Source organism: Sulfolobus acidocaldarius DSM 639 (assembly GCF_000012285.1).
GTDB classification, from domain to species: Archaea; Thermoproteota; Thermoprotei_A; order Sulfolobales; family Sulfolobaceae; genus Sulfolobus; species Sulfolobus acidocaldarius.
This window is the reverse complement of the sequence record NC_007181.1, coordinates 177,634-200,866: the sequence shown is the minus strand read 5'-3', so window position 1 is coordinate 200,866 and position 23,233 is coordinate 177,634. Positions and strand designations below refer to the sequence as shown.

The following is a 23,233-nucleotide window of genomic DNA, read 5'->3' as shown; positions in this document are numbered from 1 at the left end:
TTAATGTATGACATAATCCTCACATCAGATAGAGGATCCTTCACAGATTACGGTGGAACTAGTGTACTAGGATATGTGGCATGCATGCCAGCTAGACTAGTTCCAAGAGTTTTTATGAACAGGTTCTTCACTCCCCCTGTACCAACTGATAAAGATGGCAGAGCACTGTTTGCTCCATACGCCATAAGAAAAATCGAGGCATTACTCACAAATTCAGGATTTAATGTAATTACAGTACCTCCAGAAAAGTTAAAGAAATTTGCGAAAGAAACTAAAATAATAGGAATCACAGCCCACGATCCATATGGCTTAAACCCAGTGAGTGCAAAGTTGAGTTTCATATTTGGCGGAGGTCCTACTTGGACCGCCCAGTTCTTCGACGAGTTTGGAGAGGAGATAAAGAGTTTAAAGGAGAAATATAAAATCAAAGTGATTGCAGGAGGTCCAGGAGCTTGGGAACTGAGTCTTAAAAAACCTGATTGGATAGATACTGTTTTTGTAGGAGAGGCAGAGGTAGATCTTCCACCGTTAGTTAAGTCAATTCTTGATGGAAATGAACCACCATCAATAGTTAGAGGAAGAAACCCAAAGCTGGATAAAATTCCTCCAATACAAAATCCTGCTAGGTTAGGGGAGGTTCAGGTAACAAGGGGTTGCCCTAGGGGTTGTAGGTTCTGTTCAATTACCCCAGAGACTTTCAGATCAATACCTATAGACGTCATAAAGAAAGAAGTAGAGATAAATATGAAAGGTGGGTGGAGGAGGGTAGAGTTTATTACAGACGACATCTTGCTTTATGGATCCCAAAAGTTGAGGACTAATCATGATGCCATAGTAAATCTGTTCTCAGAAGTTATGAAGATGGGGGTTGACGGAATATGGTTCCCACACATATCGGCACCGGCAGTTAGGGAAAGCCCTAAGACTGTAAAGGCTATGTCAGAAATAGCTTCATATAATTTCGATAGAGCTGCAGCTCCCGTGGTTGGTCTAGAGAGTGGGAGTCTGAAGATAATTGAAAAGTACATGCCTGCTAAAGCCTTCCCATGGACTCCCAGGGACTGGAGAGATGTAATCTTGGATGCCACAGCAATAATGAATGACAATTACATCTATCCGTGCTACACTATGACAATAGGTTATCCTGAGGAGACTGAAGAAGACGTGGACCAGAGTATCAGCCTAGTCCAGTCATTGATAGACCATAAACTGGTAACATGGATATTCCCGTTACCTGTGATTCCAATCTCAACAACTTACATCTCCAAGAATCCATACCCTAAGCCGGAGAAGCTTCCTAAAAACTATTGGGATTTGTTATATCTAGCATGGAACTATGATCTGAAAATTACTAGACAGCTAATCCCTGTAATAACAAATAGCATGAGAAATAAACTGGTGAGGAAGATAGTTCAAACCATGATCGATAAAATATTCTCCAGTATAGACTTTGTGTTCATGCAATTGAAAGAAACAAAAGGAGAACACGCTAAGATTTACTCGCAGGTTAACTTAAACAACCTCACTGGAGTCCTGAAATCAATATATTGGCTCATCAGACTTACCGCAAAGCCTCTAAAGAGCGAATAACGTCTTTCAATGTCTTAATATCCGTACCATAGAATCCAAACCTATCCAAAAGAATTCCCCTTTTTAGCGTTGCCCTCTTAGCTCCCTGTATATCCATTTCAGCAATATCACCTAAGTGAAAGTCTGGCTCGCCTAATTTCTCCCTAACATATGTGAAAATTTTTGGATTTGGTTTAACGACCCCTACTTCAAAGGAAAATATTAGGATGTCAAGATATTTATGGAGACCTAACGAGTATACTACATTTCTTGCCCTAGGAGTGGCATTTGAAACTAGAGCTGTTTTATAACCTTCAGATCTAAGGTACTCTAGGAAATCTATGGCATCATCATAGATGTGGTATTCACTACCTCTTGATATAGATGAAATTTTCTTTGTTAACTTCTCATTAGATGGGTCTAAGCCCAACTCATAGAGGAAGTCTTTTACATCAAATGGGTTTACACCATTATCGTCAGGAAAATTGAACTTCGAGAGACTCCTTACGTAAGCTCTATATACTTTTGATAGACTTAGATTGTATCCGTTGTCTCTCAAAAAATCATATATCAGTTGGTATCTTCTCGGCTCAAATGCTACCAACGTATCTCCTAAATCTACGCATGCTATTTTGTCCATATATAAAATGTAAACGTTTAGCTTTTATTTTGACATTCTCTAGTAGAATTTATGTTTAAGGGTAAAAACGTAGTTATAACTGGTGGAACTAGGGGCATAGGAAGGGCTATAGCTGAGAGGTTTAACTCCTTAGGTGCTAAGGTATTTGTGCTCTACGCATCTTCGGAGAGCCAAGCAAAGGAATTGGAAAGTAAAGGAATCGTCACAATCAAGTGCAATGTGTCAAAAAGGGATCAAGTTATAGAGGCTTCCAAAAAAGTAAGGGAGATTACAAACAACGTAGATGTAATCGTAAATAATGCTGGGGTTATGTACACTATGCCATTTGAAGAGTTTGATGAGGAAAAATACAGGAGAATGATGGATATTAACTTGAATGGAACGATCTACGTAATCCACACTTTTCTGCCTTTTATGAAGGAGAGAGGAGGCGTAATCGTAAATATAGCCTCAAATGCTGGAATTGGAACATCTGCTGTTGGAACGACGTTCTATGCCATAACTAAATCTGCTGTTATAATGTTAACCAGGAGACTAGCCTTTGAGTTAGGCAAGTATAACATTAGAGTTAATGCTGTAGCTCCAGGATGGGTGGAGACTGATTTAACGGTTTCGGGGAAGAGTCCTGAAGAGACTGAAAAAATTAAACAGTGGTTTAGGGATAGGACGGTACTACACACTACCGGGAGACCAGAGGACATAGCAGGTATAGTCACCTTCCTATCTAGCGATGATGCCAAGTACATCACTGGACAAGTGATAGTAGCGGATGGAGGAAGAATTGATTATTTAACACACAGCTTGTAAGTTAGGTAAAAAGATTGTGAAATTAAGACCCACTTTTTTACAAGTTAGTATATTATAGGTCTTACCTTAAGTCTAACATAAGGGGTATAGGCACCATGATTCTCATCAACCATAACACTTCTACCATCCTTGCTCACTGCATCAATTGTCAATAGCTCTTGAAGTGGAATCGCTATCTCCCTCACTACCACTCCTTTTCCCTTAAATATGACTGTTCTTGGAAATAGCCTAATACTATTTTTCACTATTTCACTCCTTTTAACACCTGAGATAAGTATCCAATCTCCTTTAGTATCTTCGATCATCTCCTTAACATTCCAGCTACCATTACTGACCTCTAAGTTAAAGTAGTCTGGTTTAGGTATGAACCCCCTTGCATTTCCGGGCTCAACTTTCTTTGTAAACGACGTCCCAAGATATGACGAGACAGTACCGTCAGCGATAATCTCCTTCCTCTTGGTAGGATAGCCCTCGTCGTCAAAAACTGAAAAGCCAAGTAGATAATTATTCAAGGGGTTATCATATACTGAAATCTCATCTGATAAGATCTTCTCTCCAAGTCTTATTCTAGGTTGGTCTCCCTTCAAAAACTCAACTAGGTTATGAAAGACATGTGCTGATGCCTCTGGGTCTAATATCCCGTAGACCCTGCCTAAATTCCACACCCTCTCCTCTAAAACGTTAAATCTTATGGATTTTAAAAAGTCCAGCGAGATTTTTACCTCAAGTGGACTTCCCACATATCCGAACTTCATATCACCTATACTTACGTAATTGAGAACTTTCTCCTCAACACAAACGTGTTCATCATCCCTTATTTGTCTGCGAACTTTCTTTATGACAATTGTAGCTTCATCATCATTTATCTCCCTTATTCTCTCAAAATCCTTTACACTTGGATGTGTAAAGGATGAACATCCCCCTGTGACTCCTCTTCTGGGAACTTTAACAACCCTGTTTTCCGTGAAGTTCCCCTGAGGAGTGAAGTTAATTATTTCCTCTTCAACCTCGTAAATCACATATTTACACTTTTACGCGACAGTTGATAAGTTTTATGGCGAAAAATTTAAATACTGTGACTGTGTATTACAGTATGACATGTCTGACAAGTCATCTGAAGAAGAGAAAAAGAAAAGTGTAACAATAAGGGGAATAGATCAAGACCTTTATGAGAAAATGGTAAATTTCGCAAGAGATAGTGGAAGAACTGTAGGGGAGGTAATGAATCAGGCGATGAGTAGTTTTCTAGGAGTAGCAAGTGAAACGGCTAACGTCATAGACCAAACGTTGCAGAGGGCTAAAGAAACTGGTAGATCGTTTGTGGAGGGATTTAATGAAGCTAGAAAAGGGGTTACAGTAATTGCTGATTTGGACGATCTTACATTATCTAAAGAAGAAATAATAAACCATGGTAAACAGTTATCATTTAGGAACATTAAGCGTTTAACTTTTCCCGATATAGATGAGCAGACTTTTGAAAATTATATAGTGTCTATTGTGTCTGTAGATGAACTTAATATTCCAAAAAGCTTGAATAAATTAAAGGTTCTTCAGAGAAGCCGTTTCGTCAAAAGGATAGTTCAGAGTAACACATAATACATTATAGCTGATACCAGTATCACAAGTCCACAAAATATCCATAACGCGAGATAGCTGAAATCTACTAATATAAAAGATGCGAGAATAGGCGAGATTATTCCGCTAGTCTGCCAGAAGAAGTTAGAAATACCTGAGACGCTACCAGCCTTATTCCCACCTATCATAGCTACAGCCGAGGAATTGGCAGGGGTTATCACAAATCTAACGAAACCCATAACAGCAGCAATTATCAGTATGTAAATATAATTTAGAGAAATTGGTAAGATGATTGTAAGTATACCGTAAACCCCTTCGAATAAACTTAGGGATTTTATAGGACCGAACCTCTGTATTATAAAACCTGCCATTATGGTTGACGGAATTCCGGTTAAAGCTAAGAGTGAATATGCTAATCCTGCAAAGTAATCGTTCAAACCTGTGTACAGAAAGTACTTATAAGCGTATAACGCAATAGTCCAATAAGATAAAAAGAACAGAAAACCAGCAACACTAACAACTAAGACCCTTCTATCTTTGATTACTGAAAAAGATAATTTGTTGTTATTTTTATTATCTAAATCCTTTTTCACATTACCCAGTTTGAGATATGATAGTCCTAACACTAAGGATATCAGAGCTATCATGTAATATGGTGCTCTCCAGCCAAGGTCAATAGTCATCGCAGGCAAAGCTAAACCAGATATTACAATCGACAATGGCCAGGCTAGGCTATAGTAGCTTATAGCCTTATTTAGCTCGTTCTTTGAAAACGTGGCTGTGAGAATTTTTATCGTCACAGGGTATATCCAACCTGCGCAAAATCCCATCATAAAACTGGATATATACAACATGAGTATAGTCTGAGCTATACCAGAGAGTAAGGAGGACACAAAAAGCCCTATTAGAGATAGCAATGCAATCAAGTTAGGTTTGAAAATATCTGAAAGTAGTCCCGACGGAATTTGAACTATAACGTATGCTATGAAGAACAACGAGAATATAAGTCCATTTTCAAACTCATTCGGTTTTAAGGTGGAATAAACACTCACTATGCTCCAAGCTACTCTGGCAAAATAGCCTAGAAAAAAGGAGGATGAAGTTATGAAGACAATTACCCACTTATTCAAATTATACTCACCAACGGTAAAATTATTGGAACTGCAATAGTCAATATGACTCCACTTACCATGGCTCCTATCATATACTCATTTCCCAAAACTTCCACATATAACGGTAGAGTAACGTCCATAGAGGTTGCACCACCTACTGCTATTGCTCCCACAGGGGTAGGTCTAAACTTCAGGAAAATGGGGACTAAGACGAAGGCTAATTGCTCTCTCAGGAAATTAACCAAAAACCCAATTATTCCAGCCACTGGACCATAATATCTTGCTACGAAAGGACCAGTATATGAATACCACCCTGATCCTAACATAATCATCAAGCCTTCCTTTAAATTAATTACGGGGGAGATAATTAAGGCTACAAGGACTGCACTAATTACGTCTATAATAACAGCGAATATAGCTACCTTACTCATCTTCATTAACGTCTTCAGACTAATAGCGCTCCCTACATCAATTCCTATAACTAATGCAAGAATGTACAATTCATAATCTATAATATTGCCAAAAGGAATGTTAACCCTTAGTAATAGCCCAACCACGAAACCTAAAACTAATGGGATCAGGTATTTTGCTTGGACTTTCCAATTGACTTTTGTAGCGAAGGTTACATTTAGTCTGGAGACAGTAAATAATCCTAGGGCGTAAGTGACCACAGTTATCACTAGCGCAAGAAGAAGTGATAGTAATATAGAATCGACCAACTCAATTCCAGCTATCTGAGATCCTCCCCAAAATGCTATAGTAAATATCACTGTCAATATTATTGCGTCTGAGACCCCCTTAGGTAATTTTATGTATCTCCCTAGTATCAAAGCGATAACATATACAGAAATAAAAACTTCAGTGAACACTTTCAATAGTCCTTATCAGAAGTATAAATTTTTGACTCATAACAGATTTTTAAAATGATCCCATGCAATGCTACGTCATGAAGTTTCTGAAAAGGTTCAAAGAAGAGAATGACATTCATTCCAAGTATGAAGTGATATCCGAGTTGTTTGCCTCAAGAATAGGGAGAGTTTTAGGAATGCCTGTACTTGATTTAGAGGTCACCAGTGAGGGGATTATGATGGATTACTTACCAGATAGAGCCACATTTGAAGTGAAAAACCTGAAAGAGTTAAAGAGGGCTTTAGCCTTTGAGGAGTGGCTACTAAATATTGATTTAAAAGAGGATCATATTCTCTCCAAGAATAATTACGGATATATCATAGACCATGGTCATGTATTGTTAGCTTGGAAACCACTTTATTACGTTCAGGAAATATTGCACAAGCCTGTCACAAGGTTCAAGTTATGGTCAGATAAAGAAAGTTATTTGGAGGGAGTTGAGATAATTAAATCCTTAGATAAACAAAATAGGAATGTAATTCTCAAGGAGACAGTGAATGAGATAAGTGAGTTCTTTGAGGGTGTAGACTTAAGCGAATATTTGTATTTCAGTGAAAAAATTCTAGATTATAGAGAAAGGATACTAGATAGTCTGTTTATTGGCGAAGAAATACAACTGCAGCATTAGTATCAATTAAGTAGGGGGCAATCTTTCCCCAAATGATATAATCACTATTAATCCCTTCTCTTCCTAGAAACTCTACCTTAGCTGGCGTATTCTCCATGACGTAGAACCCTTTCTTTGACACGACAGCTAAGCCCTTAATCAAAGGAGATACTATAATTTCAGTAGCATGTTTTACTAACTTTATTTCATAAGTACCACTCTTATCATAAACGCGGAAAAGCCTTGTGTAGAGCTCAGGGGAGATTATCGTAACAGGGTCAGTGTAGCCGTTTGTCTCTAGGATCTGTATTCCTCTTATTACATCGTTTGCAATACTACCTGGAATATCCCAATCTGATGCTTTTTCTTTCCTACCCCTTTCTATAATGGACAATGGATGCTTGGAGAGTAACAATTCATCTTCCATAAGGGAGTACTTTACCCCTGCTCTATGTATGATATTTAAAGTCCTGTTTACAGGTAAGTCACTTCTAATTTTGAATTCCACACTCAAATATTCTATCTTATAAAGTTGCGAATCCATTTTCTGTGTGACTTCCCTCTCAGTCTCCTCAAAATCAAACAGAGAGATGCTTTCATCAGGGTAGCTCCTCAAAGTCCCAGCGTATCTTATTTTTCTTTGCTTTAAAGCCTCATAAACTATCTCCTCCACAGAGGGTTCCTTCTGATAACTATCATTTTTGTCCTCTTTATGCTCACTGTCCTTATCATCATTCCCTTGTCCATGCGGAATTGGTATTTCATTTCCGCTTCCTATAAGCTCTGATGCTTCCTTCCAACCCTTAACTATGTAATCAAAATCCTCTTTACTAACCTCATACAGTAGCCTTAGAAATTCTCCAAAATGAGCTATTTCCTCTTTCGCAATGTCTTCATGAACCTTCTTAAGATGTTCGTTCTCAAAAAGCTTACCCTGTTGAAGATAGTAGTTTATTGCGTCCAACTCTGCCATCAAAGCTCCTCTTAGCGCTCTTACTTCTTCCTCTTTATCTAACTTTTCTTTCCTCGCTTGCACAGACGGATCAGAAGAGAACATATTTATAATATGATCTATTTACTTAAAAGGCTTTACGGAAAACCTCTCTTATATTTTGAGTTATTTTTAGAAGAATTACAAACGTAGTAGGTTAAAGAGTGAGGGTGATTACTTATAAACTATCTAGAGAAACGATTCAAAAATTGATATGTTGAATTCTCGTTATAGGATAAAGCGCATTTAGATTAGTTTCTATAAATTTATATAATGAGGAAAGCTCACCCTTTACGGTATGGGTGAAGTAAGGTCATGTAATAAGTTTATATAATTCCTGAAAAATGCTAGATCTGTGAAGTTACAAAAGTTCATTATAATTCTTTTATCCTCTATTGTAGCCTTTGGAGTTATAAATTACATACTGAGAGTACTTCAATCTAGTCAGTTAAATAATGGAATTTTTACTCCTGATAATATTCTTTGGATAAGACTTGGCTTAATTCTGGCGTTAGGTTTCCTCTTGAGTTGGAGCCTAGGGGAAGTAGTTAGAGAGATAAAGATACCAAACGTTGCGTATCAAATAGCGACAACTGTGAAAATACTTGGCTACATAATTACTATAGTTGTAGCAATATCAACACTAGGGGTAAGTGCTTCTACAGTGTTGGCTAGTGGTGTATTTGGAGGATTAGTTATAGGTCTAGCCTTACAACCTATTCTAGGTAACTTCTTCGCTGGAATACTGATAATATTAACAAGATACATTACCGTAGGGGATCAAGTGAGAATTCTTAGCTCACAAATACCTTATGGTGTTGCGTCACTTCCTGCATATAAGTACTTTTCTACGGAGAGAATAGATACAGGTTATAAAGGAACAGTAGTTGACATAGACCTGTTCTTCACCCGAATTATAACAGATGACGGTAATGAGTTAAGAGTTCCAAATCTAGTTGTTTTAAACTCTTCTATTCTTGATTATACAACGAGATTTTCAGACCAAAAGGTATTTGGTTTGAGAGTCGAATTTCCGCTTAGCCTAGGGGTAGAAGAGATCGAAAATGCGGTAAATCAGGTTGTAAAAGACTATGAAGTGGAAAATGGTCCCTACTTTAATGAACAATTTGACAAAGAGTATGTGGCAGTCCTAGTAAGGATAAAAGTGAGAAATGGGGAGGATTGGAGGAAAGTAAAATCTGAGGTATTAAAAAGACTCTTAAAAGTGAGGCAGGAAATGATAATTAGACAACAGAAGACTCAGAATAATTCCTCAAACAATCTAGTTAAATGATAATGGCTAAAATAGATGATAAAAACAAGAGGATAAGTGATGCTAGAAATGAGAGAAACAGGAATATTATACCGAAATCTCCAACTACAGGTCTTAAATACAACATAAATGTCAGTAGTAATGGAAAGGGATTCATATATTACTCTAAACCTGAGAAATTTATAAAACTAGCTTAATATTTGAGATATAATTCTTGATTTGAGTTCGTCCTCAACTTCATAAAACATTGTTTCCAAAATTACCACTCAAGACTTAGAGGAAGTAAGGGAATTATCATAATCGAAAGCCTCCTAAAGCCATTCTAAAGATACGCTACATTCATTTGATTTAATGAACTGACTGTAGAATCAACTATAAATAGCTTATCTCCTCTCTCATCTCCTTCCACAAAGACAGTCAAGACCACATTCAACCTCTTCACCTTCAAAATATTTATTAAATCGAACTTATGATCCTTAACTATCCTATAACCATAGCTTTGCAATAAAATCAACACTTCAGATCTATCGAATTCCTGCGTTACACTGGGTACAACCACCCTTGTACCTATCCTGGAGCCCTCTATTTCATTTAGCGCATCTACTATATTGCCTACTACCTTGTCCTTAGGTTTTACTGCATTATAGAAACTAATTGATAAAAATCTTTCATTTAACAATGCAGAGACCCTCTTGGTCGTGTCTATCAGTTTTATGTATCGTTTAGCCTCCTTAAACATAAAAGTACATGAGACGAATCCCAAGTCCTTAAGGGTGGGCTCAACTTCAACAGCCTCGTTTCCATTTAAAGGTAAATATGATCTTATTTTTCTATCCTCTACAGTCAAATGGTTAACTAGACCGGTTAAAACATCCCTAATATTCATTTTCTTATCCCTTTGGAGGGTAAAATACGTAATCTTCGTTTAGGATTAACTGTTGACTTACATATTCAGTTACCCTGAGTAAATCTTTCACCTCCAAAATACTATGTACTACAAATTTACTTGTAATGTATTTTTCACCAGAATTTCCTGGAAAGATAATAAATTAAGGTGTAAATAATCTAATTTAACAGAGGGGATAATAAGAAAAACTACTCCTCCAGTCTTATATAACAGTTTTAAAAATAAAAAATTTTGCTTTTAAATCCTTATTTAATCAGGTAAGAAGTCAGAATTTAACATTATAAATTTGTTCTTGATATAGTAAAACAGGAAATTGGGCTGTTGTCAGATTAGCCTTTTCAAGGTTCTCTTTATTCCTCACCATGATTAACACCAGTTTATGGAGATGGTGACTTGTAAATCTTTTAAGATCACACATAGCATCTATATGTCATGAGTATTGAAGTTAAAGAAATAGAGGGTTACCCTATAATGATTTATAGAAAGGATGGTAAAACTTATACTTGGTTAGCTGGGTGCCCTCACAAGAGAAGACCTATTCTTGAAAAAGGCGTTGAAATATTTGATGATAAGATAAAGTGTCCATTCCATTATGCTGTTTTCAGCCTTATTACGGGAGAAATGCTTAAGGAACCAGAGTCAAAGACAAGTTGTGGAAGTAACTGCAGGTTAATTCAGGTCAAGATTACGGACAAGTTGGAGTTCTCTGGTGAGCCCTTTATTCCAACCTTGCCAAGTAAGAAGGGTTAATAGATTACACTAAAAAATCATCTGTTAAACTAATACTTTCTTAGCAGGTTCTTATTCTGTGTCTATAAATACTCCCATATGCCTTTCCCTCTATAATTATACACTATAGTCTTATACGTAGTTACATCCTCAATCGTGTAACCTATTCCCTCTCTTCCTATTCCGGAATCCTTGCGTCCACCGAACGGGAAGTAACCTATACCGTGCCTAGGGAAATCATTAATATACACTGCACCTACTTCCAAGAACCTTATTGCTCTCCTTATCTCGTTTATGTCACTACCAAATATTGCTGCGTCTAACCCGTACCTTCTCTCGTTAGATAAACTTATTGCCTCGGAGATATCATTTACCTTTACTAAGACAGCTATAGAAAGGAAAACTTCTTTCTTATATAGATAGAGGTCTTTCACCTTACTTTTATCAGCCTCTACAAGAGTTGGTTCTATATATGTGGGACCCAGTCTTTTACCCCCATAAAGGATTACTCCTCCCTTCTCGACCACGTCTTTCAAAGAGAACTCGAACTCATCCACAGTTTTCGAATCAATAATTGGACCCATATTTACATTTGGATCTCTAGGATCCCCAACTTTAATTTTCTTTAATTCTTCTATTAGAGCCGATTTTAGTTTTTCGTATATTTCACTCTCTGCGAAGATGAATTTTATGGAGTCACATCTTTGTCCTGAATAACTAGTTATTCCTGTTACGATCTTTTGGGCTGTAGAAGCTATGTCTGCGTCTCTCATAACTATTACGGAATCTCCACCCCCTAGCTCCATTATGTATTGTTTTATGCCTCCAACCTTCATAATGTGCTCCCCAGTCTCAGTGCTTCCTGTTATGGAGATGACGCTTAACCTCTTATCTTGGATCACCTTGTCCATTTCCTTCCCTGGCAGGGTTATCACTGCCAAAGCATTCTTTGGAAATCCTGCAATTTCAGCCAGCTTTGCAAACATTATAGCAGGAATAGGAGTTGAGATAGCCGGTTTTAGTACGAAAGCGTTCCCTGCTACAGTTGAGTACACAAACTTGTTCACCACATCGAAAAGTGGGTAATTAAATGGGGTTATAGCCAATACAATTCCCAATGGTTCCCTCCTTATTATAGCCTCAGACTCTAAGCTCTCACTACTCCAGTCGCCTGGAACGTACTCGCCATAAAGCTTTCTCACGTCCAGGTCAGCCCTTAAAAGTCTCTCAATTGACGCATTTACCTCTCCCCTAGCAGAAGATACCGTTTTGCCGTTTCCTACTACTAATACTTGGATGAAATCTTCCCTGTACTTATCCAAGAGGTTTGCAATTCTATCGTACAATTTTAGCCTTTTCTCCCCTGGAATGTCCCTAATTTCCCATCTCCCTTTATAGTGTATATTTGCTATGACAGAGTCTATCATTTCGTAGTTGAGCCTAGGAACTCTTGCGTACACCTCTAGATCTATTGGGCTCTTCACGTTTTCAAAGTCCTTTGAAGATGCCCAAGTACCTGCTAAAAAAGTCTTAAAATGAGGTACGCCATCTGAGTCAATTGTGTAGAGGTCTTGAAACTCTTTAGATAATTCATTTAACTTTACCATACTGGTTATAATATAATATGCTGATTTTTTACTTTTTCATCTCTGCTAGGAACTCCTCTATTTCCTTTGTCGAGGGGAGGTTCTCTTGATCCCCTCTTATCATCACATTAAGAGTGGAGGCCACAATTGAATAATCCAGTGCTTTTTTTACATTAAACCCTTTTAGATATAGTGATAGAAATGTTCCTCCTAAAGCGTCCCCTGCCCCAATGACATCTTCAACCTGAACCTGGTAACCTGGAGAAAAGTAAATACTTCCATCAGAGTATACCATTGCGCCTCTGGCTCCTAACTTCATTACGACTATCCTAGAATAATTTGATAAAATCTTTAGAGCCTTCTCGGGATCAGACTCACCTATGATGATCTTCGAATCATCAGGATCGGTTATCAAAAAGTCTGGTTTAAACTCATTCAGCAACCTCATAATTTCACTCTTAGCCTTCTCAGCACTCCATAACCTCAACCTAATGTTTGTGTCAAATGACCTAATTTTAGCTAATGAAAAAGCCCTGAAAACAGCATCTCTAGCCGTATCTGATATGGCTAAGGTTATTCCTGAGGAATGCACAATGTCAGCACTCTTAATGTAATTCTCGCTCACATCCTCTGGGGAGAGTCTACTACCTGCACTTCCTTTTCTGAAGTATAACATTGAGCTCCTATTGGGAACAGGGTGACTCCTCTGAACAAAATAAATCCCTGTGAAAGACTCTGGATCCACTTTTATTCCACTAACATCAACTCCTTGCCCCCTTAACCACTCTATAATGTTATAACCAAACTCGTCATCTCCCACTCTCGCAATAATCCCGCACTCATTTCCTTGCTTAATAAATGCTATACAGTAATTGGCTTCACTACCCGCTATGTGCTTTTCAAAGTAGTTTATATGTCTTAAGGGACCAACTGCAAGAGCATTGAACTGGACAAGGATTTCCCCAAGAGCTATTAACTTAACCATGATTAAACTATTAATGTACCAGTTCTTGAATCTTTCTCTTTAAAGGCTCTATCTCTCTTTTTAAGGATAGTGCCTCCTCATCTGTAAGAGGAAATATTGGAGGTCTGGGATATCCAACATCATAACCTTGGAACTCATTAACTAACACATAAATTGCTGAGATCGAACCGTATTTTCTCAGTATGTCCGCTAACCTGTTTATCAACTCCTGAAGCCTCAAGGCGTCGTCTAACTTACCTTGCTTTATTAAATCCCTTTGCTTAACAATTACCTCAGGTATGAAGTTCGTAAAGGATGCAACCACTCCATCTAAAGACAACAAAGAGTAGTATATCAAGGTGTTTGAACCGTTATATACTTTTACTCCAGGTAAGTTCAACTTGTACTCTAACGAATGAGCTAAATCTTGATTAGTGTCCTTAATGCCCTTTACTGGAAGAGATTTCAGTATTGATGGTGGTATGTCGTAACCAGTGGCTGCAGGGTAGTTGTATATATAGAGAGAGTGAGAGGAAATCCTTGCTATTTCCTCATAATATTTAGCCAGAAACTTTTCTGGTAGTCTGGGGAAGTAATAGGGGGAGTGTGAAGAGACTCCCAAAATATCCATTTCATTTGAAAATTTTACCAGCTCCATGACGTCATTAAGATTAAGACTACCCACCTGAAAGATAAGTTTGTGAGTAACATCATAAAGGGCATTTAAATTCTGCCTCTTCTCGTCCTTAGATAAGGCAGGACCGAGACCAGTAGTTCCATTAACGAAAATTGCGTCAATACCCTTCTCAAGTAGGTTCTTTGCATGTGTTTTTAGTGCATCTACATTTACTTTACCTTGTTTATCGAAAGGTGTAATGATAGGTGAAATTATTTCCATAAAAAGAGTAGTTGTAACTAAATAATAAAAGCTTACTATAAAAAATAGATGATTGAGTTTAAGGCTGACTATCTTAGAAAGTTTGTTAACTTTTTACTACAATTCACGTAATTATCTCCTCCATGTCAGTACATGAAATTTTGCTGAGAATAGTTTTCTTATTATAGGCTTTACACGCTCATTAACTAAAAGATAACAACCGACCCAATCTAATAGATAGTGATATTTGAGTAGATCTCAAAGCCTATATACAACCCAATCCAAGGTTTATCGCCTTTGTGACTTCTTATACCAATTTTATACGCTCTAATCCTAAAACGAGGATTTCAATCATCAGAGTTGTAAGGTAAATTTTAGATTCTACGCGAGAGAATTACAGCGAAGCTAATCTTTCTTAATATAGCCTTTCCCTTCTTCTTCTCCGCTCATTGCAACCGAGCACGTTCACTAAATTCTTGATATATTGATAGATCTTAAACCCACCGAATATGGCTACTCCTGCAAAGAGTATCATAAGAAGATATGAAAATGTCTTAGGATATAGATGAAATTCTATGATTTAAACATAAAAATAAGAACATAAATTCCGCATAAGGTAATAAATATGCTCTCCTCAACGCTAGCCTTACGTAATCGCTTAAAAACCTATAATCTAGTCTCTCGACGTTACTAGCCCTTTGTAAGCTTTTACACATATAACTCTATAAATGATATGCGGCCTACGTCTATTACGGCAAGAGACTTTGCGATGTATATATCATTTGTGTTACTCTTTAAGTAAAAGGAAGTCACTTATACCAATATATACTCCTAATAGAGGGTAAATTAAAGAGAGAATAAATGATATCCTTCTTGCTCTCACAATAATTGGGTTCTCTGTCATCCTCATCCCTCTTTTAAATTTTTTATTGTTTCATTTAAATCTCACCACAATCCTAAACAGTGGCCGCTTCATAGCATTCAGTGGTTAGCAAACCGACATGTGATATACATATTAGGCAGCCTACTATTCCTGCTGCTATGCATCCTACACACCACCAATGATCTGATGTCTAGTAGTTTGATAGAGTAAACCACTTTTGTCCTTCGAGGTCGAGCCGATTACGTTCACATAACTTAAATAGGGAAAAAATATGCTTGTTAATACAAAAATGATTAAGCCTAAACTTACAGTCTTGTGCCTTAGATCTTTAAGTGTGAAAACCATGTTAGTTCAATAAAATAATACGTTAAACAACTTTTTTTCTTTTCGGTCGCAATCCATGAAAAATGTTTATTTCATCTACCATATGCTGGATTCTTTAAATACTTATTACCCTTAGAGATACTCAAGAAATAAAAATTTTTTAACCAATGTATAAGCTTACATAATATATGAACAGAAGTAAATATATAAGAGATGAGTGAGAGGATACAAGAATACAAAGTTTCCAGCAAGCTTTACAGCTTTATGGACTTTTCCCTGTTTTGATTATCAAAGTATAGTTATGAGACCTTGTTTATATTTTAGGTAATTATTCTGGGGGTTTAGTATGAACTAGCAAGAAACTGGATGATTTTTAAACATTACCCTTCATGGTAAGAGGAAGTTATTCAAAAATAGAAAAACCTTAATTAGGTTGGATCTGGCAGGAGAATAATCTTGAGAACCATTGGGACAATATGAATAATCTTCCCTAATTTCCCAGACTCTATCCGTAATTTCGTTTTAAAACATTTTTGAAAACTTTCTATTTTATAGTTTATTGTCTTTAACATCACAACAATAGAACGAGAAAAGTTCGCCTATATAGAAGAAGTTGTAGTACAATCTCAGAGCTAAAATTTGAGGAGTCGTTTTACGTTGAAAAGAAACACGCAGGGATATTATCTTGGTTAATTATCCGTTCATGAGAATATAAATTGATTTATATAGAATGAAGACTTTTACTATGATACTTTTTATTCACATAACAACACTATACTGAAAGTTTGCAAAGCAGTAAGATGGATCTCTCCGTTTTACCTCAAATAATCCATACAGCTTCAAGTCAATTAGAGTAACCAATAAACCCTCAATAGAACCCTCGTCACTCAAGGCAAGGAGGAGACAGAATTATTAAATCCTTTTTCGCCCCACTCTACCGGTTTTGATTTGGATTTATTTAGGTATATTCCATATTTATTTTGATGGAAAGTATAAATCTACTATCTGCCTCAGATGTTTTAATTAGGGAAGCTGATGAGTTGTTAGAGAAGGGAGACATTGTACAAGCCTCAGAGAAATATTACAAAGCAGCAGAAGAGGCAATAAAACTACTAGTGAAAACACTAAACCTAAAAGACATAATAGAAAAAGTGAAAGAGGAAGGGTATTGGAGTTTGGGAGTTTTACACGATGCTGTGACCGAGATAGCTAAAAGATTAAGCGATGAGGAAATCATTGATCTATGGAAGTCTGCGATAGTAATTCTAACTGTGAATCTACCCAAAGACGTTCTAGTTATAGAAGCTGAAAAAGTGAAAAGGCTTGTCGAGCTCTCAGATAAGATCGCTAATTTTAGAGTGGATTAGGGAAGCTGATGAGTTGTTAGAGAAGGGAGACATTGTACAAGCCTCAGAGAAATATTACAAAGCAGCAGAAGAGGCAATAAAACTACTAGTGAAAACACTAAACCTAAAAGACATAATAGAAAAAGTGAAGGTTAATAGGAGGTGGACCTCTTCCTTATTATTTGATGCTGCAAGAAGGATCTCTCCAGAGATGTATGTAATATGGGTTGATGCGTGGTATCTACACATTTATGGATTTCATGAGATGAAACTCGACTATTACGAAGCGAAGAAATTATCCAAAAGCGTTCATGAAATAATAGATATATTAAACAAGTATCTAACATAACCACTAATCATAGGTCTAATATAGAGACAACCCTCTTCTTTTTGGTAAGTAGTCTCACAAATTTCTAAGGGTACTATCTTCTCCCTTTGAAGGAGGTTTAATCTACTGATTTATGTGTGGATATAATCCCGTTATGAAGGTGCAAATTTTGGTTGTAATCCCATTTTAAACGCGTAACATGGGACTGTATACTTTAGTATTTCTATTTTATTCACCGCCTTTGTAGACCTCTCCAAGCCAACTAGTCTCGTTGACTAGTATATATTCTCATTTGATACTACTGGGTTTATTACTGTGTTTTTTCTCGATCAGAAATCACGTAGTAATCATCAATAACCCACCTACAGTCCTCTGGGCTTTAGCCTCCTTGAACGCCTTCTCATTCCTATCACCAACTGAGGCTACCAGGTAAACACCCTTGTCTGTATAGTTTATTACTTAGATACCACTTACACATAGCTTTAACATCCTCTTTCACTTTATTATCTTTAATAACACAACTATGACAATATTACAAATATAATGGAACTAGCATCATAAGTAAGCCAAGCAACACAGCCAACCCATTAACAGCTGGATTATTATACCTAAAGTGGGCTAACGCAAACCTCTTCCACCTCCCATTCCTCTTCACGTAAATACCCCTCTCTGTGAAGATATCTAAGACCATGTGGGAAGGACCAGCAATAACACCATCAATAAGCAGATAGTAAGGGATAGTATGCCTAACGTAAAAGAATAGGAAAGAGAGTAAAACACTTACAAGCAAGCTCCAAAGCATAGACCTCGGAAAAGTGTGGGTAGTGGGAGTCCTAGAGATGTATTTACCCCGTATTTCATGCCCCAACCTATCAATAAGAGTATTTGAAAAGACTGAAAGTAAACCGCCATAAAACAAACTGTCATAATAATTAGGAGGGGATAATGGGGTCACAAGAAACGAATTTATGAACACAAGCACACCTATAGTAAACACGTAGTGGGCGTAAAGTCTCATTTCCCTCTCACTAAGTAGAGTAAATGACCGATCTCCGGTAGAATAAGCTCCTTCATTGCTAATTTCACAGCGTCTGGTGACCCCGGTAGGAGGAAAACAACTTTATCGCCTATAATCCCTGCAGTCGATTTGGATAGGTAAGACGCTGACCTAACTTTAGGATCATTATAACTTACCATCCTAAATACATCGCCATATCCTTCAATCTCCCTGTCAAATATTTTTCTTATTGTTTCAACCGTGACATCTGTTGTAGAGTAGCCTGTGCCTCCAGTTGAAATTATGACGTCCACATCTGGATTATCAAGTGCTTCAGAAAAAGCTCTAAGTATTTTTATCTTGTTGTCGGGTATCAATGTATACCCTACTACCTTATAGCCTTCACTTATAATTGATTCCTTTATGGCATCTCCAGACTCATCCACAATAGTCTCTCTCTTTATGAATTTCTCGTATCGTGAAGTACTTATCGTAATCACGTAAAACCTCACTTCCTTAGGGGCGTGTTCCTTGTGTTTCTCATGTGCTGTCAAAGAATTTCCACCTTTCGGGCTATGTCTAAATCAATATCACTGAATTTATCTCTTTCTAGCAAGAAACCATCCACATAAAGCTCTAATCCTTCCTTTAACTCTGTGAACCTTGTCCTAAAAGACGTCAAAACATGACCGGTATCAGTTAGGTACTTTACCGGTAAAGAATAGGGTTTCAAGGTTTTGTCTATAGTTACCTTCCCCTCAAATTTCTCCACTCTTTTTACTTTTCCGAAATCCTCACACTCAACTATCTTAAAAGTATAAGGGATATCATGAAATATGCCTTCCAAAACCCTCTCCCTTTTTAGCAGATTAAAGTCATGAGAGTTTAATATTTCAACCTCTCCTTGGTTGAAGGAACTCAGTGACTTAGTTATCCCAGCTTTTCTGAGCTCCCTGAGTATCTCATAGTTCCCTATGTCAAATGAAAGTAAATCAATATCGTTAAAGTTCTTGCCTTTAAAATAGAGTAAACTTCCCGTAATTCCCACATGTCTGAATAGTGATATAAAGTACTTAACCTTAGGATCTGTCACCTTCTTGAGGTCAAAAGGATCTAGCACCTCAGAGCCCTTAAGGGGTATTAAAGGAACTTCGGCACCTATCTCCTCAACGTATCGTAGTAAATGCGGAAAATCCCTTCTTACGATATTCATGGCATCATTATACCTCTTAATCTTCTCGCCTTTATACAACCTAGGTATACCTACGACATAACCTTGTGGATGAAAGCATCCTTTAACAGCCCAATAAACGCCATCGTACTTAACGAAGTAACCCTCGGTGATCACAATAATTTTTTTAGTGTATTAGGCTTTAAGGATTAAGTGAAAGTCTTAGTAATTGGCAAAGGTATACTAGGAAGTTCTATATATCACCTACTTAAGGAGAGAGGTCATGAGGTATCTGTAGTAGAGAGCGGATTTAGGAAATTTCCGCCAACGCTTATTCACTCTTTGTTGTTGGTTGGAAAGGATGTTGAACTCTCTATACTATCCAAGGAGTTTTACGTAAAACACAATATTCCGCTCAAGTCCTTTACATCCTATACACTCGGAAAAGTGAGTAACGAGGTCGTCAATAAATGGTTAAGTTTAGGCTTAAATGTTGAAGAGAAGTACGTTGAGTGGTTGAGGGATAAAGCCATAATAGGCTATGGAACAGACTCTTTGGTTCAAATTAGAAAGCTGATAGACAGTGTTCCTAAGATCAGCGGAAATGTATCAGTTGAGGTAAATGATAATAAGTTGAGAGTTACACTGGACAATAATGACGTCACATCAAGATATGATATTTTCATACTGACAGCTGGTGCTTGGAATACTCTTTCAATAAATGGTTTGAGGCTTCCCCTTAAGAGTTACTATTGTTGGTCGTGGTTGACCCTAAACAGAAATTCACTATTGGACAAAGTTTTCATTTATGATTACGAGCTAGGATATTACTCAAGACCTTTCATGGGAATAGGGCTTCCATTAAGTATAGTGGGAGATGGTGACGTGATAGAGTGCTCCCCGTTTGACAAGAAAATTGGCGATAAGAAAGCAGTGGAAAAAGCGGAGAGTAGAGTAGGTAAGTTGTTTCCGATATATAGGGGAGAGGGTTACTGCGAAGGTACACCTGACATGAGACCTATATATGGTGAGATAACTGAGAGGTTATACTTTGCGGGTGGTTTAGATGGCTATGGGGCTGAAATAGGTCCTGGTATAGCAAACCTGCTGGTCAAATACATTCTAGAAGGAGAGAAAGACAGTGATTACTATTGGAGAAGATTTAATGGAGTAACTGATTTCAAAATAGGTAAGGAGCCTCATGAATTATAGATTTCAAGGTGCTTACTCAAGAGTTCATCATCATTCAATTTCTCCTCATTAACCTCAAGGTGTAATCTCTGCTTTTCCTCGCACATCTCACAACTGTATATGACCCACGCGTAAACGAATTCATCTCCGTAATAATACTCCATACTCCTCCAGTTTCTGTTCTTAATCAATTCTTTAACGACATTTAGCCTTGTTGTGGTAAACGCAACATATTTCCTTAGTTTAATGTAATAGGGCTTTAAGGTTAGTAAGTGATACCCACTTATTAGAACAGAAGTTGTTATATGAAATTCATCGAATTCACTCACTTTAATTAACTGAATATTTCCCTTACTGTCAACATAGACTCCAACGTTATTATAGTCCTCAAACATATCTCTTAGGTAATGCCAAGGCGGTGCTGGAGAGCCAATTATCCAACTTAGCATATTAAATCCTTAAATATGTGGTATAAGACTTTACTTATAATGATGATGTGACGGTTTACAGACTGATGAAGATCGCTTCCCATCCTGAGTGATAAAAATGAAACAATTTTATGAGATTTACAAAAGAGTAAACGAGAAGTTTGGAGGGAGTGAAGACTTAGAAAACATATTCAAGAAACTATTATCTCTTAACAAGGCTAGTATAGTAAACTCTAGCCATCTAGTCCTTGAACTAATCCTCTCCGCCTACCTTGTTAATAAGGGTTTCAAAGTTTACACTGAGGTGGAAGTACCCGGGGGAATTACGGACATATATGCCATAAAGGGGGTAGATATGTCCATAGAGGTCGAAACTGGTTATGTGCCTCCCACAAATATATTCCTAGCTGAAGAATATCTAATGAGTAGGATAGCCTCAAAGACTGTGAGATACAGTAACATTGCTCAACAATTTTACATAGCAGTGCCATCATTTTACATACCTCCAGTACCCAGGGAACTTCTTATTAACCCAGAGCAGAGAAGCGAAAGCGACGTTAGAAAAATTATGATGCTTATTAGAAAATACACAAAGTCACCAGACATCACCCTAAATGACGTCAAGGTGTGTAGATTAAATGGAATTATCACGATTAATACAAAGAACTTAGATATAAAGATAATAGACCCTAAGAGCTATTTAAATATAGAGGAATTTTACAGCAATGTAAAGGAAAATGAATGATATGAATGGAACAGATATATTGTCGTCTATGTAGGGCAAAGTCTCAACTATAGTAGCTATAACTCCTGAGATCATACCAGGTATTCCGTAGATCAAGTAACCTAGAGGAACACAGAATAAAAACATACCTACGCTACCCCAAAACCCCTTAAATCTTCTCCTATACACGTAGTTCCTGATTATCCCAGTTATACCATCACCAAAACTCATGTAGTAAAGTGGGAGGAAGGGAACGAATTTAAGTGGACTACTCCAGAACGTAGGCTCAATCAACCACATTATGAGAAGAACTGTACCAAATGAAAAGGAGAAGTATACTTCACCCCTATCTCCCTCATCCTGGAACCAGTTTAACATCTTCTGCCTAGTCCTATGGACTATAAGGTAGATCATGATTGCATAGGAGGCTATTATGGGAACCAATGGTGAAGAGAACAAGAATTGTGAAACCACTGCCACAACTCCGCCTCCTAAAATATGTATAGCTTTCCTTGTTACGTAAGTGTTCGTGTACTTATTAATTAGCTTAGACAAGTATAAGGTGACAAAGGCTACCCATGCCACTAAAATTAAGCCCCATACTACGTCACTATAAGTAATAATCATTATCACTTCATCGATGAAGAGTTATTAAAAACTTTTTTGACAATTAGATGTGGTAAGCGTATTTTTATACAAAAAATTGCCAGATGGTACATTAGTACCTGCGGAGAACGATGGTAACGTGATCGTAACAGTTGAAAATCTAATGGTTAAGGTTTTTGAGAATGGTGTTGAATTGAAAAAATTTCAGTTCAAACCACTTGGTCAAGAGAGAGTCCTTTTAAACAGGCTTAGGGAAATTACGACTAAAATAGGAATAAATGTTGATGAAAATTATGCGTTAGCTTACCCTGACATAAAGACCAGAATACTGAAATTAAATCAACTAATAGGACTAGTGTTTGAAGATTATGTGTATAACCAGTTATTAAATACAGGTCTCAGAGTAGAGAGAAATAACGATAAAAGGGTTCTATCCTTGCCTAAGCTTGGTGCAAAGACACACAACAAGCCTGATTTCTTGGTGGAAAACAAAATAGCAATTGAGGCTAAGACAGGTTATTACAGTTACGAACAAATAGAAGATTATGAGAAGATATACGACATCGGTGCGGTGGTCTTTCCTTGGAGTGGTGAATGCAAAGTTAGGAGATGGAGGTGTTTTTATTATTTACTTAGTGATGTAAAAAGATTTGTAGACTGGGTTAAAGTTTTTAACCGGGCTTAAGTAA

The 23,233-nt window shown here is 37.2% G+C and carries 26 protein-coding genes; 12 read left to right on the top strand and 14 right to left on the bottom strand.

The window, feature by feature from the left end; translation table 11 throughout:
- Nucleotides 1-3 precede the first annotated feature (3 nt).
- A complete protein-coding gene (locus tag SACI_RS01165; protein WP_011277158.1) occupies nt 4-1,590 on the top strand; it encodes a B12-binding domain-containing radical SAM protein in 1,587 nt (528 codons plus the stop codon).
- Here SACI_RS01165 and SACI_RS01160 read toward each other — a convergent pair.
- Nucleotides 1,562-2,209 (bottom strand): HAD family hydrolase, encoded by a 648-nt coding sequence (locus SACI_RS01160; protein WP_011277157.1) that lies wholly within the window; start codon nt 2,207-2,209, stop codon nt 1,562-1,564. The genes SACI_RS01165 and SACI_RS01160 overlap by 29 nt on opposite strands.
- A 51-nt stretch (nt 2,210-2,260) precedes the next feature.
- On the opposite strand from SACI_RS01160, the gene SACI_RS01155 reads away from it, so the two are divergent.
- Nucleotides 2,261-3,016, top strand: a complete 756-nt coding sequence (locus SACI_RS01155; RefSeq protein ID WP_011277156.1) for an SDR family oxidoreductase — start codon at nt 2,261-2,263, stop codon at nt 3,014-3,016.
- Nucleotides 3,017-3,060: 44 nt separating this feature from the next.
- Here SACI_RS01155 and SACI_RS01150 read toward each other — a convergent pair whose 3' ends face one another.
- On the bottom strand, nt 3,061-4,035 hold the full coding sequence (locus tag SACI_RS01150) for a metallopeptidase TldD-related protein (RefSeq protein ID WP_011277155.1): 975 nt from the start codon (nt 4,033-4,035) through the stop codon (nt 3,061-3,063).
- A gap of 79 nt (nt 4,036-4,114) precedes the next feature.
- Between SACI_RS01150 and SACI_RS01145 the strand changes: the two genes are divergently transcribed.
- The gene (locus SACI_RS01145; protein ID WP_011277154.1) at nt 4,115-4,612 is read left to right on the top strand and encodes a hypothetical protein; all 498 of its coding nucleotides are present in this window, start codon (nt 4,115-4,117) and stop codon (nt 4,610-4,612) included.
- On the opposite strand, the gene SACI_RS01140 is transcribed toward SACI_RS01145, so the two are convergent.
- Both SACI_RS01140 and SACI_RS01135 read right to left on the bottom strand, forming a co-directional pair.
- Complete coding sequence (locus tag SACI_RS01140) at nt 4,597-5,721, bottom strand: MFS transporter (protein ID WP_015385389.1); 1,125 nt, start codon at nt 5,719-5,721, stop codon at nt 4,597-4,599. The two genes, SACI_RS01145 and SACI_RS01140, sit on opposite strands and share 16 nt — an antisense overlap.
- On the bottom strand, nt 5,718-6,572 hold the full coding sequence (locus tag SACI_RS01135; RefSeq protein ID WP_015385388.1) for a lysine exporter LysO family protein: 855 nt from the start codon (nt 6,570-6,572) through the stop codon (nt 5,718-5,720). Before SACI_RS01135 ends, SACI_RS01140 begins: the two co-directional genes overlap by 4 nt.
- A 77-nt stretch (nt 6,573-6,649) precedes the next feature.
- Between SACI_RS01135 and SACI_RS01130 the strand changes: the two genes are divergently transcribed.
- On the top strand, nt 6,650-7,240 hold the full coding sequence (locus SACI_RS01130; RefSeq protein WP_011277152.1) for a hypothetical protein: 591 nt from the start codon (nt 6,650-6,652) through the stop codon (nt 7,238-7,240).
- On the opposite strand, the gene SACI_RS01125 is transcribed toward SACI_RS01130, so the two are convergent.
- The gene (locus SACI_RS01125) at nt 7,209-8,255 is read right to left on the bottom strand and encodes an encapsulin (RefSeq protein WP_230949762.1); all 1,047 of its coding nucleotides are present in this window, start codon (nt 8,253-8,255) and stop codon (nt 7,209-7,211) included. The genes SACI_RS01130 and SACI_RS01125 overlap by 32 nt on opposite strands.
- 310 nt (nt 8,256-8,565) lie before the next feature.
- On the opposite strand from SACI_RS01125, the gene SACI_RS01120 reads away from it, so the two are divergent.
- Nucleotides 8,566-9,504 (top strand): mechanosensitive ion channel family protein, encoded by a 939-nt coding sequence (locus tag SACI_RS01120; protein WP_011277150.1) that lies wholly within the window; start codon nt 8,566-8,568, stop codon nt 9,502-9,504.
- A gap of 2 nt (nt 9,505-9,506) precedes the next feature.
- Nucleotides 9,507-9,680 (top strand): hypothetical protein, encoded by a 174-nt coding sequence (locus SACI_RS01115; RefSeq protein WP_230949653.1) that lies wholly within the window; start codon nt 9,507-9,509, stop codon nt 9,678-9,680.
- A 125-nt stretch (nt 9,681-9,805) separates the two neighbouring features.
- Here the strand turns inward: SACI_RS01115 and SACI_RS01110 are convergent, their stop codons facing one another.
- Nucleotides 9,806-10,369, bottom strand: coding sequence for a hypothetical protein (locus tag SACI_RS01110; RefSeq protein WP_011277149.1), 564 nt, complete (start codon nt 10,367-10,369; stop codon nt 9,806-9,808).
- Between the two features lie 453 nt (nt 10,370-10,822).
- Here SACI_RS01110 and SACI_RS01105 point away from each other — a divergent pair, with 453 nt between their 5' ends.
- Nucleotides 10,823-11,140 (top strand): Rieske (2Fe-2S) protein, encoded by a 318-nt coding sequence (locus SACI_RS01105; RefSeq protein WP_011277148.1) that lies wholly within the window; start codon nt 10,823-10,825, stop codon nt 11,138-11,140.
- Between the two features lie 62 nt (nt 11,141-11,202).
- Here SACI_RS01105 and gapN read toward each other — a convergent pair whose 3' ends face one another.
- The 3 genes from gapN to SACI_RS01090 are packed head-to-tail and all read right to left on the bottom strand — an operon-like array spanning nt 11,203 to nt 14,567.
- Complete coding sequence (gene gapN, locus SACI_RS01100) at nt 11,203-12,726, bottom strand: NADP-dependent glyceraldehyde-3-phosphate dehydrogenase (protein WP_011277147.1); 1,524 nt, start codon at nt 12,724-12,726, stop codon at nt 11,203-11,205.
- A 28-nt stretch (nt 12,727-12,754) separates the two neighbouring features.
- On the bottom strand, nt 12,755-13,690 hold the full coding sequence (gene kdgK / locus SACI_RS01095; protein WP_011277146.1) for a bifunctional 2-dehydro-3-deoxygluconokinase/2-dehydro-3-deoxygalactonokinase: 936 nt from the start codon (nt 13,688-13,690) through the stop codon (nt 12,755-12,757).
- A 10-nt stretch (nt 13,691-13,700) separates the two neighbouring features.
- Nucleotides 13,701-14,567, bottom strand: a complete 867-nt coding sequence (locus SACI_RS01090) for a bifunctional 2-dehydro-3-deoxy-phosphogluconate/2-dehydro-3-deoxy-6-phosphogalactonate aldolase (protein WP_011277145.1) — start codon at nt 14,565-14,567, stop codon at nt 13,701-13,703.
- A 2,169-nt stretch (nt 14,568-16,736) separates the two neighbouring features.
- Here SACI_RS01090 and SACI_RS01085 point away from each other — a divergent pair.
- Both SACI_RS01085 and SACI_RS01080 read left to right on the top strand, forming a co-directional pair.
- Entirely contained in the window at nt 16,737-17,120 is a 384-nt protein-coding gene (locus SACI_RS01085) for a PaREP1 family protein (protein WP_011277144.1), read from the top strand.
- On the top strand, nt 17,077-17,448 hold the full coding sequence (locus tag SACI_RS01080) for a PaREP1 family protein (RefSeq protein ID WP_011277143.1): 372 nt from the start codon (nt 17,077-17,079) through the stop codon (nt 17,446-17,448). The genes SACI_RS01085 and SACI_RS01080 overlap by 44 nt, the downstream gene beginning before the upstream one ends.
- A gap of 511 nt (nt 17,449-17,959) precedes the next feature.
- On the opposite strand, the gene SACI_RS01075 is transcribed toward SACI_RS01080, so the two are convergent.
- The 3 genes from SACI_RS01075 to SACI_RS01065 are packed head-to-tail and all read right to left on the bottom strand — an operon-like array spanning nt 17,960 to nt 19,772.
- Complete coding sequence (locus SACI_RS01075; RefSeq protein WP_011277142.1) at nt 17,960-18,445, bottom strand: DUF1286 domain-containing protein; 486 nt, start codon at nt 18,443-18,445, stop codon at nt 17,960-17,962.
- Nucleotides 18,442-18,978 carry a MogA/MoaB family molybdenum cofactor biosynthesis protein gene (locus SACI_RS01070; protein WP_011277141.1) on the bottom strand — a complete coding sequence of 179 codons (537 nt, stop codon included), beginning with the start codon at nt 18,976-18,978 and terminating at the stop codon, nt 18,442-18,444. The genes SACI_RS01075 and SACI_RS01070 overlap by 4 nt, the downstream gene beginning before the upstream one ends.
- Nucleotides 18,975-19,772, bottom strand: coding sequence for a hypothetical protein (locus SACI_RS01065; RefSeq protein WP_011277140.1), 798 nt, complete (start codon nt 19,770-19,772; stop codon nt 18,975-18,977). The genes SACI_RS01070 and SACI_RS01065 overlap by 4 nt, the downstream gene beginning before the upstream one ends.
- A gap of 36 nt (nt 19,773-19,808) precedes the next feature.
- On the opposite strand from SACI_RS01065, the gene SACI_RS01060 reads away from it, so the two are divergent.
- Nucleotides 19,809-20,807, top strand: a complete 999-nt coding sequence (locus SACI_RS01060) for an FAD-dependent oxidoreductase (protein ID WP_011277139.1) — start codon at nt 19,809-19,811, stop codon at nt 20,805-20,807.
- Here the strand turns inward: SACI_RS01060 and SACI_RS01055 are convergent.
- Nucleotides 20,795-21,235, bottom strand: coding sequence for a hypothetical protein (locus SACI_RS01055; RefSeq protein ID WP_011277138.1), 441 nt, complete (start codon nt 21,233-21,235; stop codon nt 20,795-20,797). The genes SACI_RS01060 and SACI_RS01055 overlap by 13 nt on opposite strands.
- 97 nt (nt 21,236-21,332) lie before the next feature.
- On the opposite strand from SACI_RS01055, the gene SACI_RS01050 reads away from it, so the two are divergent.
- Nucleotides 21,333-21,959: a hypothetical protein gene (locus SACI_RS01050; RefSeq protein ID WP_011277137.1), complete on the top strand. Its 627-nt coding sequence runs from the start codon at nt 21,333-21,335 to the stop codon at nt 21,957-21,959.
- On the opposite strand, the gene SACI_RS01045 is transcribed toward SACI_RS01050, so the two are convergent.
- Nucleotides 21,915-22,565: a phosphatidate cytidylyltransferase gene (locus tag SACI_RS01045; RefSeq protein WP_011277136.1), complete on the bottom strand. Its 651-nt coding sequence runs from the start codon at nt 22,563-22,565 to the stop codon at nt 21,915-21,917. The genes SACI_RS01050 and SACI_RS01045 overlap by 45 nt on opposite strands.
- 49 nt (nt 22,566-22,614) lie before the next feature.
- Between SACI_RS01045 and SACI_RS01040 the strand changes: the two genes are divergently transcribed.
- Nucleotides 22,615-23,229: a hypothetical protein gene (locus SACI_RS01040; RefSeq protein ID WP_011277135.1), complete on the top strand. Its 615-nt coding sequence runs from the start codon at nt 22,615-22,617 to the stop codon at nt 23,227-23,229.
- Nucleotides 23,230-23,233 lie beyond the last annotated feature (4 nt).

Coding starts and splice junctions, on each gene's coding strand:
- SACI_RS01165 (WP_011277158.1), top strand. CDS start 4: ATGTATGACATAATCCTCACATCAGATAGAGGATCCTTCACAGATTAC.
- SACI_RS01160 (WP_011277157.1), bottom strand. CDS start 2,209: ATGGACAAAATAGCATGCGTAGATTTAGGAGATACGTTGGTAGCATTT.
- SACI_RS01155 (WP_011277156.1), top strand. CDS start 2,261: ATGTTTAAGGGTAAAAACGTAGTTATAACTGGTGGAACTAGGGGCATA.
- SACI_RS01145 (WP_011277154.1), top strand. CDS start 4,115: ATGTCTGACAAGTCATCTGAAGAAGAGAAAAAGAAAAGTGTAACAATA.
- SACI_RS01130 (WP_011277152.1), top strand. CDS start 6,650: ATGAAGTTTCTGAAAAGGTTCAAAGAAGAGAATGACATTCATTCCAAG.
- SACI_RS01115 (WP_230949653.1), top strand. CDS start 9,507: ATGGCTAAAATAGATGATAAAAACAAGAGGATAAGTGATGCTAGAAAT.
- SACI_RS01110 (WP_011277149.1), bottom strand. CDS start 10,369: ATGAATATTAGGGATGTTTTAACCGGTCTAGTTAACCATTTGACTGTA.
- SACI_RS01105 (WP_011277148.1), top strand. CDS start 10,823: ATGAGTATTGAAGTTAAAGAAATAGAGGGTTACCCTATAATGATTTAT.
- gapN (WP_011277147.1), bottom strand. CDS start 12,726: ATGGTAAAGTTAAATGAATTATCTAAAGAGTTTCAAGACCTCTACACA.
- kdgK (WP_011277146.1), bottom strand. CDS start 13,690: ATGGTTAAGTTAATAGCTCTTGGGGAAATCCTTGTCCAGTTCAATGCT.
- SACI_RS01090 (WP_011277145.1), bottom strand. CDS start 14,567: ATGGAAATAATTTCACCTATCATTACACCTTTCGATAAACAAGGTAAA.
- SACI_RS01085 (WP_011277144.1), top strand. CDS start 16,737: ATGGAAAGTATAAATCTACTATCTGCCTCAGATGTTTTAATTAGGGAA.
- SACI_RS01075 (WP_011277142.1), bottom strand. CDS start 18,445: ATGAGACTTTACGCCCACTACGTGTTTACTATAGGTGTGCTTGTGTTC.
- SACI_RS01055 (WP_011277138.1), bottom strand. CDS start 21,235: ATGCTAAGTTGGATAATTGGCTCTCCAGCACCGCCTTGGCATTACCTA.
- SACI_RS01050 (WP_011277137.1), top strand. CDS start 21,333: ATGAAACAATTTTATGAGATTTACAAAAGAGTAAACGAGAAGTTTGGA.
- SACI_RS01045 (WP_011277136.1), bottom strand. CDS start 22,565: ATGATTATTACTTATAGTGACGTAGTATGGGGCTTAATTTTAGTGGCA.